The organism is Wolbachia pipientis, from assembly GCF_030373985.1.
GTDB classification, from domain to species: domain Bacteria; phylum Pseudomonadota; class Alphaproteobacteria; order Rickettsiales; family Anaplasmataceae; genus Wolbachia; species Wolbachia pipientis_D.
In genome coordinates this window covers 1-12,561 of sequence record NZ_JAUCRB010000004.1, presented here as the reverse complement: position 1 = coordinate 12,561, position 12,561 = coordinate 1, and the positions used below count along the sequence as shown (strand labels likewise).

The following is a 12,561-nucleotide window of genomic DNA, read 5'->3' as shown; positions in this document are numbered from 1 at the left end:
GTTACTTACTCATGTATAACTCACAACATTTTTTTGTCAGCTCTCTCACTCTACCAATATACACTGTACGCTCATTCACACCAAGCACACCCCTTGCATCAAGCAGATTAAGTAGATGACTAGTTTTAACACATTGGTCATAAGCTGCTACCGGTAATTCCTTTTTAATAAGAAATTCACACAGTGCTTCCGTATCCTCAAATTGCTGTTGCACTACCTCAGTATTACAGTAGTCTAATGCCAGGTAAGAAAACTCATACTCTCTTTGTTTAAAAATATCTCCGTAAGTTACACCGTTGTCGTTCCAAATTATATCGTAAACTTTATCTATACCCTGTATGCACATCGCTAAACGTTCCAACCCATATGCCACCTCACCAGGGATTATTCTGCAATCAATACCTCCCACTTGCTGTATATAAGTAAGTTGTGTTACTTCCATTCCATTACATATAACTTCCCACCCAAGACCTGATGCGCCAACACTTGGATTTTCCCAATCATCCTCAATAAATTTAATATCATATTTCTCTATAGATATGCCAAGAGCTTTCAAGCTACCTAAGTAAACATCTTGCAAATCATTACCAGAAGGTTTTATTATCACTTGATATTGATGGTGTTGATATAAGCGATTAGGGTTATCACCATATCGTCCATCTGCCGGCCTAATTACTGGCTGTAGATATGCAATTTTTGTTGGCTTTGCGTCGACTGCTGACATAATTGTTGCAGGATGTAACGTTCCAGCCCCAACCTCAGACGTATATGGGTGAAGTATAGTACACCCTTCACTAGTCCAAAAATCTTGTAACCCCTTTATTATATTTTGTAGATCCACGTAAACTGCACACTTTTTATACTGAATATATAAGCAAATAAGTACTATTCAATACTTATTTTTTTAACAGTGTTACGTAAATAGTCACTCAAAACTATTGAACTTTCTTTCACATACTGAAATATGCCTTTATTCAGGACAATTGCATTATGTATAGTTAAATCGCAGAATATAAATGCAGTCAAATACAGTAAAATTACTGAATAAAACGCGAGAAAAATCCCTTCAAATGTAATTGATATTGCATTGTTATAATTGAGTTGTATTGAACTTATTGGCCAAGGTTTTATCACTTCCACAACATTAAAAAACGCATAAGGTATTATAAAGAAAAAGAACAAGTGCATGAAATCATTAAACCAAAACGGACATTGAAGTATTCCCTTACATATACTTCCATAGAGTTTACTTACAGTATAATAAATTGACATTATTGCTGGCATTGAAAGCGCAACGGTCAGCACCTGCCCTAACGCTATTTGTATTACTATATTTTCATCACTGCTTGCTGAAGGATCTTGAGTATGGAAAATAGATATTCCAACTAATTGCAGTATCAACACCACTATTGCCAACTTCGCAAAAATAGCAGCCACAATTATGCCTGAACTTGGCATTCTATATAGTATAAAATCGCCTCCATATGTGAAAACTAATATAATATCGGTAACAAATAATATCAAAAAAGAAGACCAATAGTTCTGCCAACCTGGCAAATACCCTATTCCTAAAAAAGAGCTCACTATCTTAGCAGGAAAAACTTTGCCTAGTATCTTTTCCAGAGTCGTCCAAAAAATCTCCATGTGTCTAAATAACGTTTCGCTAACAAAACTTACAATACTTTATTGTAACAGACTTATCAATAGTTCAAGATAAATAAAGCAGACACACATTCTCTACAAAATCTCTCCATTGACAAATATTAACACTACTCTACCTAAATATGTTTGTAAATTTTTGCCAAAACCCTGGTTTATTACTATTAACCTTCGTGAAGATTATACTTAAACTGTATCTCGGGTCGTTTGGCACATCATATTTAATGTTAAGTGTTGAAATTTTGTTATTATTATAAGTATAAACATCGTCATATGATAACTTTGTTGTGTAGCACTTCATACGCTTTTGCTTATCATATACTAGACCACTTGATTCTCTTTCTAGCTCCACAAACTTCGTTTTCTCCTGACATTCCTTTATTTTTATTGAGTCTTGATCTAGTGATATTGAAATAGGTAGCATATTTCCAGCATATTCTTTAGCTAAAAGCTCACTTTGAGGATACATTTTTATCTCCCTGCCATAATGCGAGTCTATAAAATTGCTAGCATAAAATTTATCTCCAACATGTATATACCCATCGGTGGCATAAGGTACACAACCGTAACTGCATTGAACTTTATAGTCCCCTACCCCGTTATTTTGAAAAAAACCGTGAATGGTAGCGTAATTATCAGAAGCATCATTTATGTAATCCATTACTTAACTACTAAAATTCTTAACTCATCATATAATGCATAATTATATCAATCAACTAGAAAACTTTTTTTAATTGCTTTTTAGCAAGTATCTAAGAAGCGTATTGATAAGATTGTGACTTTCGTGCCTCCCAGTTTTTCACATACTGTTGAACTAATTCAGGATAGTCTTCAATAATTAATAAATTTTCAGCATTCCCTCTTTCAGCCCCCTTACTAAGGTTAAATGATCCTGTGATAATTTTCTGATTATCAACAATTATCACCTTATTATGGGCGATTTTCGGCTTATAATCGATCCAAACTGGTATTCCACTTGAAAATAATTCATTTATAACACTATATTTTGAGTAAAGTTGAGATTTATCCAAAATAACTTTAACATCAACGCCACGCTTCTTAGCATTAATCAAAGCTTTCGCAGCTGCTTCAAGAGTAAACGTGTATTCCTGAACTAAGACAGATTCTGTAGACCGGTCTATCTCGCTAATTATCGGCACAGCACAATCCTCTTCAGGCGAAAAGCAAACCGTAGCTTTCGGGCAAGGTGAAAATATAGAACCTGCATAGTAATACAGAGAAAAACACACTAATAAAAGCAAAAGATATAAAAACCTCACAACCCACCACTTAATACATGGCAATAGGCTATATTACAGCTTAATTGTCTGTCAATAGACTTACATAACAATTTGGCAGCGCTTTAGGCACATAACAAACCGTTAGAAACGAAAAAGTTGCCTGACAAATTTTGCCAGCCTCCTTATTATGGGGGCAAGGGTATTTCTGACTCAAAACTTGCTTTTGATCCGCGCGGGTTCAATGACAAAATTTAGTAAAAAATTTAAGGTATTTTTTGGCCGACTACATCAAATTATTGAGACTGCATGTCTTTTAAATTTTTTCTACATTCAGCCAAATCGGGCTTAAACTAAGCGTCAGCACATTATCACAGAGCCAATTTAAAGTATTAGAGAGTCAAAACTCGCTACTCGGGGTTTCTTTGCCTTTTTTCCACCTAGTAAGTTTCTTAATATTTAGATTAGTTGCAATTTAAGAGCCCAAGAGAGATGGAGATTGCCCTAAAATTAAAATGTTCGTACAGTTGTATGCTGGCTACTTGAATGACACCCATTCCTGACAGACTTAAATCACAATTACCAGTCATGCTAACTTCAGCACTACAAAAGGCGCCAAACTTTTTTCTACTTTTATGCAAGAAGTTTAATCGGTACATCCCTCCCATTTTTCAGTAACTTTTCTTACTATTTCTTCACTCATCTCAATTTTTTTCCCCCATTCTCGTTTGGTTTCAGGTGGAATTTTGTTTGTCGCATCAAATCCCATTTTACTTCCAAGTCCACTTTCAGGGGAAGCAAAATCCAAATAATCAATCGGTGCATTCTCTATCACGATTGTATCACGCACAGGATCCATCCTAGTTGACATTGCCCACATCACTTCCTTCCAATCACGTATATTTATATCATCATCAACAACTATAATAAACTTTGTATATAAAAACTGTTTAAGAAAAGAGAGTATGCCCATAACAATTCTTTTTGCATGCCCTGGATAAGATTTTTTTATTGAAACTACTGCTATTCTATAGGAACAACACTCTGGCGGCAGATAAAAGTCTGCTATCTCTGGAAATTGGTTGATAAGAACTGGCACAAAAATCTCGTTAAGTGCTTCACCAAGAATTGATGGCTCATCTGGCGGCTTGCCAGTAAAGGTGCTGAGGTAAATAGGTTTTTTACGCATTGTAATTGCAGTAATATCAAATTCAGGAAACTGCTCAACAGAATTATAGTAACCAGTATGGTCTCCGTATGGTCCCTCATTTCTATACTTATCCAAACTAACATAGCCTTCCAGAACAATTTCCGCATGAGCCGGCACTTGAAGTGGAATAGTCTTGCAATTTACAAGTTCAAGCGGCTTTTTTCGCAGTAGTCCAGCAAATTGATATTCCAACAATGTTTCTGGCACCGGAGTTACTGCAGCAATAATTGTTGCAGGATCAGCCCCAATTACAGCGGCAGCAGGAAATTTCATGTTTTGCCCTTTCTCTCTCCACCGTTTATGATGACTTGCCCCACCACGATGTGCAAGCCAACGCATCAGAGTTGTTTTTTTATCAACAACCTGCATACGATATACTCCAAGATTGAAATTATCTTGTTTGTTTTCTGTTGGTCCTTTTGTTACCACAATCGGCCAAGTGATAAGTGGTGCAGGTTCATTTGGCCAGCATGTTTGAATGGGCAGTAACCCAAGGTCCACTTCATCTCCTGTTAGCACCACTTCTTGGCACGGAGCTTTTCTCACGACTTTACTTCGCATTGACAATACAACTTTCAATAGAGGAAACATCTTCACAGCATCTTTAAAGCTTGTCGGCGGTTCAGGAGATTGCAAAAATGCTAGAAGTTTACCCAAGTCCCGTAGTTCACCAGGATTTATGTTCAGTCCCAATGCAATTCTCTCAACAGTGCCAAACAAATTTACCAGCACTGGTATCGAATTTTTGCCGTTTTCTGTAACAACATTTTCAAAGATGATAGCTGGCCCTTTGCTTAACATAACTCTACGATGAATTTCCGTCATTTCAAGAACCGTTGAAACTTCCTTTTTAATCCTAACCAGATCTTTTTTTTCTTCTAAAACTCCAATGAAGTCGCTTAAATTGTTGTACATAACTTAAAATAAGTCTTCTAAAGTAATCACATGATATATTGCATCTTTTAGATACTGGTTTTCAGAAGCTCCATTTGCAGCAATTAACACCCAGAATATCTGTTCCTTTGACTTCGTCTTTTCTATATAAACCGTTTCTTTTCTCTTTCATTGTTCAACAAATTCCTTTGTTACTGCATAAGGTTTATCACCATATTTTATTTCACAAAGCATTGTACACCCATCTTCTCGATAGAAAACTAAGTCAATCTGAGCACCACTTTCCTTACTATTCTTCTCTGGATAATATTGCCAACTCCACATATAACTGCTATAAGCTCTATATCCAATTTTCTTCTAATTCTATCGGCATGTTTAAAACATATTGCTTCAAATGCTTGCCCCGTCCATGTTAGCCAAGCTGATTTCTTGATTGCTAGCTCCCAAGAGTGTACATCACTCATTATTGCCCTTTTTGTTACTTCCCTAAGCAATTCAATCCATGCTAGATAGTATAGCACATACTCATCAATTAACCTATAATATACTCCTCTCTTTCCCTTGTTCAACGGTAAAAAACCACCAATAAATCCAGCCTCTTCTAAATTCCTTAATTTAGTAGTTAAGCGACCACCTTCAGTGATTTTAGTCACTTTTATAAGTCCTTTTCTGCTGACCTCTTTTGGCTTTTTTGCAATTGCGCAAATGACATTCAGATATGTTTCTGGCTCTTCATACAAAGAATGGAATAGCATATTAAACTCATCAAACAATAAATCACCCTTCTGAAAACAGATCGTATTAATATTTTGTGCTGCTGATAGTCCTTTACTTACTTCCTTAAAGTAATGCGGTATCCCTCCCATAGCCATATAGATCTGTAATATCTGCTGGTGATTAAGGTTGACCCCTAAACATCTTAGATACTCTTTAGTTTCACGTAAGTTAAAAGGCTGCAAAGGTATTCTTACAGTAATACGATTATGTAAGCCTCCTTTACTATAGATTAAATTTTCTAACATCCAGGAAGCCGCCGAACCACAAACAATTAAGATAAGCTTCTTTCGGTATGTCCAATGTATATTCCAAAAACATTCTAATGCTTTTAGAAAACCAGATTTTTTCGTAGCCACCCACGGTAGTTCATCAAAAAATAAGACAACTTGTTCATTCCCATGTGTATTATCAATAGCAAGTGTTAATTGTTGTAATGCATCCATCCAATTTTTAGGCAAAGCCATTCTTGCACCTTTATAAAAAGCATTTGATAACGACTGTGTAAAAATCGCAAGCTGCTTCTGCAGAGCACCATGATTAAGACCTGTCTGTTCAAATAAAATATCGGCATGTTTACTGAAAAATTGTTTTTTAGGTACGTCTTACCTACACGACGTCGACCATACACGGCAGTAAACTCAGCAGATTGGGAAAGAAGCTTACTCTCCAGAATGGTTATTTCCTTTTCTCTACCAATTATTAGTTCGTTCATATAATTTACCGTCGCGTTTGTCAGCATTATACACGGCAGTTATAAGATAATCAACTTTTTTACCGCCGTGTTTATAATTACTATATGCGGATAAAAGATAGGACATCCTATAATTGTCTATTCTAGCGTGTTTCTGCCACTTGTATTGCTAAGTTTTCTGACAAACTCTGTGGCCAATGTGCTTAGTTTTCATTGTATGTAAAGTTTGCATTCTAGGCAAAACTGGCTATAAAATACACTTGATATAAATGTTTTTATACATTAACATTAGATGCTTTTTCTAATATACAGATAATGTGTACTAAAAGTTTTATATTGTAGGTCACTTAAATAAGGGTATGTCCAGAATATCGTTTTTATTGATTTTTATACTGGCAGTAGCAAGTTTACCAGTAATAAACAATTGGCTTTCGCACCGCAGTCAAACCCTAAGCGATGATCAAATAGGTAAGAGATTAGATGACTATATCAGTAAAAATTTTGATAAGATTATTAAAACCCTCCGGGAAGAATCAATTAAAAGCAGTTATGCTGCCCGAGATAATGCGGTTAAAGGTAAAATTTTACAGTACAAAAATGAAATATTCGACCCAGCTTATCCTTACTCAGGAAATAAAAACAGCAAAGTTATAGCTGTAGGCTTTTTCGACTATTCTTGTAGATATTGCAAAGCTATAAAGAACGATATAAAACAGTTAACCAATGACGGCAAAGTTAAATACATCTTTAGGGATGCTCCAATACTTGGTAACGCTTCTTTAAAAGCAGCAAAAAGTGCTTTAGCTATTTATTTTATCGATAAAGAAAAATATTTTGATTTTCACTACGCTGCTTTAAGTCACAAAGGAGAATTCTTAGATGAAACTATATTAGGTATAGTGAAAAATATAGGGATTAATGAGGACGACTTCAATAATTCTATGAAAAACAATGCAGATAAAATTGAGCAAATGATAAACAACAGCAAACTTTTAGTAAGGGAACTGGGAGTAGGCGGCACACCTCTTTTAATAATTGGGGATAGCCTGTTAGTAGGGGCAACTGATTTGAATGTATTACGCAAAAAAGTAGATGAATTAAGCCGCGAGCAAGGCTAATTGCCATAAAATTTTATTTTTTTTGCTTGACAGCACAAGTGAACCTAAGTACAGTAACCATAGGTGTGATAAGTAACAGCACACAGAAGGTATACAGTTTAATTACTTGAATGGTATTCTACAGGTGTAGTTTGTACAAGTTTCTCCTTCTGTCATTATTTTTAATAAAATTGTGTAAAACTAGATTCCAGAGTCACGTGCTGGAATGACACTCTTTCCTAGTGGAGATTGCACTTAAATCACAACGTTTGTGCAGTTGTGCACCTAGCTACTCTCATGAAGCCACTTACTATGTGAAGTGTTTCCAAATTAAAACTTTTATACACTTTCTTTAGCCAAACCATCTTAATCTTACTTTCACGGGAGAACATATCTCGTTTACAGAAATTAGATTTCCAGAAAACATATCTTACGGTTCCTCTGGAGGGCTAGAATTTTCTACTGATATTGTAACAACTCATAATGGTTGTGAACAGCGCAATATCAATTGGGGTCAGATCAAATGAGCAGCTACAAGAATTAATAACATTTTTAACGCATGAAAAGGTAGAGCAATAGGATTCCGTTTTAAAGATTGGTCAGATTTTACAGTCACTAATCAAGAATTGGAATAGGAAACAATAAAAAAACGACTTTTCAACTGATCAAAACCTATGTAAGTGGAAAGGATAAGCACGTACGTATAATTAAAAACCAGTACATGGCACAGTAAAGATCTATTTAAACGGTAAAGAAGAAAATAAATACTCAGTAAATTATTCAACAGGAGAAATAACATTTACGAAACTACCAGTGAAAGGCGTAATAACCACTGCAAGCTTCAAATTTAATGTGCCTGTACGTTTTGATACAGACTACTTAAAAGCTTTTATTGATAACTATGGCAGCAGCAGCTGGAACAATATTCCCCTGGTGGAAGTGAAACTTAGCTAATTTTCTCACAAAGTACTTTTGAAAAAGGTTATTCAATAACTTGCTTGAAAATTTCCTCTTGTTGCTGAGCATGAATGCCAGCATAACCACATGCAGGAGATGCAGCAGCAGGTCTTGCAATGCACTTGGGCCTTTTTGCTTGAATATTAAGATTGGATAACACTTCTTCTATCAATGGGTTAACAAAAAACCACCCTCCCATATTTTTTGGTTCCTCTTGACACCATATAATTTCAGCATTTTTGTACTTTGCAAGTTCGTTACTTAGTTTATCGGTAGGAAACGGATAGAATTGTTCTAAACGTATTACTGCTATATCGCTTATTTTTTGTCTTTCACATGCTTCAATTATATCATAATAAACTTTACCGCTACATATTACAATTTTACGCACCTTATCACTGGAAACTAAACCTGTTCTATATTCTGGAATTACCATGAGAAATTTCTCTTCAAAGTCAGACAGATTAGAAACTGCTCTTTTATGACGTAATAGCGACTTAGGTGTAAATATTATTAGAGGCTTACGAAAGCCTCTATGTATCTGCCTGCGCAAAGTATGAAAGTAATTTGCCGGTGTTGAGCAATTAACTACTTGCATATTATCTTCTGCACAGAGTTGCAAAAACCTCTCTATACGCGCGGAACTATGCTCAGGCCCCTGTCCCTCATAACCATGAGGCAACAGTAAAACTAGACCGCTTGATCGCAACCATTTTGTTTCTGCAGATGCAATAAATTGGTCGATCATAATTTGCGCACCATTTGCAAAATCACCAAATTGCCCCTCCCAGAGCACCAATGAATAAGGAGAATCAAGGCTATATCCATACTCAAAGCCCATTACAGCATACTCTGATAAAGCGCTATCTATGACCTCAAAGTGAGCTTGCTCTTTATTTATATTGTTTAGTGGAATAAACGTTTCTTCTGTCACTTGGTCAACAAGCCTTGCATGACGGTGCGAGAAAGTGCCTTGACCCGAATCTTGTCCTGACAAACGCACTCCTATTCCTTCTGTAAGTAGTGATGCAAACGCAAGGCTTTCAGCAGTTGCCCAGTCTATATCGTGACCGGAATTTATACTATTTATTCTTCCATTGAGTATTTTTCTAACCTTATTATTGACATTAAAACCTCTTGGAATATTGTTATTTATGTGCACACCTAATTTTTTCAACTTACTTTGCGAGACACCAGAATCCGCACAGTACTCGCTCAAATCGTTCAACCTCGCTCTTCTTAATTTTGACCATACTCCACCGAACCAGTCAGCTTTTTTGGGAGTGTAAGTTACTGACTCAGTAAGGCTTTTATCCAATCTTACCCTAAATTCGCAGCGCAATTTATTCACTTCATTATCACTTAATACTTTCTCTGCAGTCAACTTCTCTTCATATAGCATCCCTGAAGTTTTATGCTTTGATATCGCCTGATACATGAGTGGCTGAGTGAAATTTGGTTCATCACCCTCATTATGTCCATACTTGCGGTAGCATATTATGTCAATCACCACGTCTTTTTTAAACTTCTGCCTATATTCGACTGCAAGGCCCGCAACAAAACTTACAGCTTCTGGATTATCCCCATTAACGTGAAATACTGGAGCTTCTATAGATTTAGCTACATCAGTACAATAAAAAGATGACCGTGTGCAGCTTGGGCTTGCAGTAAAACCAACTTGGTTATTAATGACAATGTGCACGATACCATCCACTTTATAGCTCTCAATGTTGCTTAAGGTCAGGGTTTCGGCAACCACTCCTTGACCGATAAACGCTGCATCACCATGTATTGATATTCCAAGCACAGACCTTATTTTTTGCTTTGCTCTTATTCTTCCAGCCAGAACCGGGTTTATTGCTTCAAGGTGAGATGGATTAGGACATAAACTTAAGTGTATTTTTTTACCACCAGTAAGTGTTCGATCAGAGGAGTAACCAAGATGATATTTAACATCACCAGACACCTCAAGATCACTTGGATATGCAAGATTGCCTTGAAATTCAGACAGCATTGCTGCATATTCTTTCCCTACAACTTTGGTGAGAACATTGAGCCGTCCACGGTGAGCCATGCCAAGAACTATCTCTTCAATACCAAAAGCCGCGGAATCGCTAATAATTTTCTCAACTGCAACAATAGCTGATTCCCCACCTTCTATAGAGAAACGTTTATATCCAGGAAATTTGATATGGAGAAATTGCTCGAACATCTCAGACTCAATCAAGTGCCTCAATATTTCTTTCTTATCTTGTGAGCTCAGCGTATAGGTCTGGTTTTCAATTTTCTCCTGCAACCATATTCTCTCCTCATAAGAGGAGATATGCATAAATTCAAAACCTATATTCTTGCAGTAAATATCTCTATAGATTTCAGCACCACGCGCTGGAGATAGATTCGAGTATTTTTGATAATCTATTTCCTTATTCACATTTGGTGATAATGGATTAAGATCTGCAAAAAAATGACCATAGGACCTGAAAAAATTTGCTACAGAATCATTCGCCTTGGTTGCATGCTGTGCACCACAAGACTCCACTTTATTAACTTCTAAATTGCTTGAAAAAATCCTGTACCAATCTTCTCCGATTGATTTATCGCCTTGCAGATAACGACTATACATTTCCTCAATAAATTCCGCATTATCACCATAAAGACAGGAGTTGTTTCTTAAACATAGCATAATCTCTATAAAAGGCATCAAATATTTATAACTATACCTTAAATTTCTTAAAAAGGAACTCCTTTTCATTTCTAATTATTAAGCTGCACTTGCGAGACCACGCGATTTTTGACTATTAAGAAACTCTGCCCTAGCTTTAATGAACTCAGACGATAGCCCTGGTAGAAAAAATAGAGTTTTTACTGTACAACACGCTCAACATAATGCAACAGCAGCCATATCTACTGTAAGAGCAGAACACCAAACTTTACTTAATATATACGTCTGCAACTCCAAAAACCAAAGTAATACTACCTGCTGTAATTAATAGCTTAGTAATTCCGAGTATAGCTACTTTTTCATAGTTAATAGCACCAAATAGTTTTCCAATATCACTGTTATGGTAAGCATGATTTACCGGCTTTGCCATCTTTATCCTTCAAATCTGGATTAGCACCTCTCCTTAAAAGCAATTTTGCAATTTCAACACTACCTTTTTTATAATATTTGTCACACACGCAATTCAAAGGGCGTCCTACCCTGATCGTCCCGTGTATTAGAATCAACACTTTTATCCAATAAAGCAATTACACAGTTTTATAGCGATCAATATCACCATAATTATCAATAACACAACGGAATAGTGATTTACCTTTTTGATCTTTTATATTAGGATCGGCACCATTCTCCAAGGGCCGTTTTACAATATCGTCATGCCCACAAGAAAGCGCTTTATGTAATAGAGATTCACCATGTTCATCTCGTGCATTAGGATCTGCACCATGTTTCAAAAGTAGTTCTACAATATTACCATGCCCTCTTGAACACGCCTCATGTAATGGAATTCACCATATTTATCGCGTACATTAGGATTCGCAACATTTTCCAAGAGCAATTTTACAAGATCAACATTGCCGAAAAAACAGCAGAAGATAACGGTAAATCATTTCCAAAGTGCTTTTCATTGATATAATCACCAAGTTTCCATCCTTACTGCTTTTGAACTTAGAAAAGAGCTTTTTAAGAAATGCTATATCCTGCCTTAAAAGAGCTTCATGTAAATGAAACTTTAAATCTTCAACAGAATTAATATCCCTATCTTCACTAGTTAGTTTTGTAGATTTTTTTGTATTTTTATCAGTTTTCGCATTTTTCTGAGTAAGAAATTTATATACAGCATCTAATTCTTTAAATTTTTCCTCATTTTATTCTCGTACATCCTTACTCCTATCTGAATGTTTATCAGGATAATATTTAAGGGCTAATTCTCTATATACTTTTGTAACCTGTCACCTAAGTAAAGAAGGCGCTCTTCCTCACTCAACCTCAGAACCGTACGTGAGACTTTCACCTCATACGGCTCCTCTACAATTTGG

General features: G+C 36.0%; 13 protein-coding genes and 1 pseudogene. 2 read left to right on the top strand and 12 right to left on the bottom strand.

Annotation, left to right across the window (positions count from 1 at the left end):
- Position 1: 1 nt before the first annotated feature.
- The 7 genes from QUS22_RS04165 to QUS22_RS04135 all read right to left on the bottom strand — a co-directional run bounded on the left by QUS22_RS04165 (position 2) and on the right by QUS22_RS04135 (position 6,490).
- On the bottom strand, positions 2 to 841 hold the full coding sequence (locus QUS22_RS04165; protein ID WP_289513742.1) for a glycine--tRNA ligase subunit alpha: 840 nt from the start codon (positions 839 to 841) through the stop codon (positions 2 to 4).
- 44 nt (positions 842 to 885) lie between these two features.
- On the bottom strand, positions 886 to 1,644 hold the full coding sequence (locus tag QUS22_RS04160; protein ID WP_289513741.1) for a phosphatidylglycerophosphatase: 759 nt from the start codon (positions 1,642 to 1,644) through the stop codon (positions 886 to 888).
- Positions 1,645 to 1,774: 130 nt separating this feature from the next.
- Complete coding sequence (locus QUS22_RS04155) at positions 1,775 to 2,320, bottom strand: hypothetical protein (RefSeq protein WP_289513740.1); 546 nt, start codon at positions 2,318 to 2,320, stop codon at positions 1,775 to 1,777.
- Positions 2,321 to 2,411: 91 nt separating this feature from the next.
- A complete protein-coding gene (locus tag QUS22_RS04150; protein ID WP_289513739.1) occupies positions 2,412 to 2,939 on the bottom strand; it encodes a phospholipase D family nuclease in 528 nt (175 codons plus the stop codon).
- 604 nt (positions 2,940 to 3,543) lie between these two features.
- The gene (locus tag QUS22_RS04145) at positions 3,544 to 5,022 is read right to left on the bottom strand and encodes a UbiD family decarboxylase (protein ID WP_289513738.1); all 1,479 of its coding nucleotides are present in this window, start codon (positions 5,020 to 5,022) and stop codon (positions 3,544 to 3,546) included.
- 239 nt (positions 5,023 to 5,261) lie between these two features.
- Complete coding sequence (locus QUS22_RS04140) at positions 5,262 to 6,242, bottom strand: AAA family ATPase (protein WP_289513737.1); 981 nt, start codon at positions 6,240 to 6,242, stop codon at positions 5,262 to 5,264.
- Positions 6,200 to 6,490 carry a hypothetical protein gene (locus QUS22_RS04135; protein ID WP_289513736.1) on the bottom strand — a complete coding sequence of 97 codons (291 nt, stop codon included), beginning with the start codon at positions 6,488 to 6,490 and terminating at the stop codon, positions 6,200 to 6,202. The genes QUS22_RS04140 and QUS22_RS04135 overlap by 43 nt, the downstream gene beginning before the upstream one ends.
- Positions 6,491 to 6,828: 338 nt before the next feature.
- Between QUS22_RS04135 and QUS22_RS04130 the strand changes: the two genes are divergently transcribed.
- Positions 6,829 to 7,587 carry a DsbA family protein gene (locus QUS22_RS04130; RefSeq protein WP_289513735.1) on the top strand — a complete coding sequence of 253 codons (759 nt, stop codon included), beginning with the start codon at positions 6,829 to 6,831 and terminating at the stop codon, positions 7,585 to 7,587.
- Positions 7,588 to 7,958: 371 nt separating this feature from the next.
- A pseudogene (locus tag QUS22_RS05545) lies at positions 7,959 to 8,520 on the top strand (TIGR02217 family protein).
- Positions 8,521 to 8,548: 28 nt separating this feature from the next.
- Here the strand turns inward: QUS22_RS05545 and QUS22_RS04115 are convergent.
- From QUS22_RS04115 to QUS22_RS05535, 5 genes are all read right to left on the bottom strand, one after another.
- Positions 8,549 to 11,206: a 2-oxoglutarate dehydrogenase E1 component gene (locus tag QUS22_RS04115; RefSeq protein ID WP_289513734.1), complete on the bottom strand. Its 2,658-nt coding sequence runs from the start codon at positions 11,204 to 11,206 to the stop codon at positions 8,549 to 8,551.
- A 247-nt stretch (positions 11,207 to 11,453) separates the two neighbouring features.
- Complete coding sequence (locus tag QUS22_RS04110) at positions 11,454 to 11,615, bottom strand: hypothetical protein (RefSeq protein ID WP_289513733.1); 162 nt, start codon at positions 11,613 to 11,615, stop codon at positions 11,454 to 11,456.
- Positions 11,584 to 11,703: an ankyrin repeat domain-containing protein gene (locus QUS22_RS05540; RefSeq protein ID WP_353477740.1), complete on the bottom strand. Its 120-nt coding sequence runs from the start codon at positions 11,701 to 11,703 to the stop codon at positions 11,584 to 11,586. Before QUS22_RS05540 ends, QUS22_RS04110 begins: the two co-directional genes overlap by 32 nt.
- Positions 11,704 to 11,772: 69 nt before the next feature.
- Positions 11,773 to 12,030, bottom strand: a complete 258-nt coding sequence (locus tag QUS22_RS04105) for an ankyrin repeat domain-containing protein (protein ID WP_289513816.1) — start codon at positions 12,028 to 12,030, stop codon at positions 11,773 to 11,775.
- Positions 11,985 to 12,119 carry an ankyrin repeat domain-containing protein gene (locus QUS22_RS05535; protein WP_353477739.1) on the bottom strand — a complete coding sequence of 45 codons (135 nt, stop codon included), beginning with the start codon at positions 12,117 to 12,119 and terminating at the stop codon, positions 11,985 to 11,987. The genes QUS22_RS04105 and QUS22_RS05535 overlap by 46 nt, the downstream gene beginning before the upstream one ends.
- Positions 12,120 to 12,561: the final 442 nt, after the last annotated feature.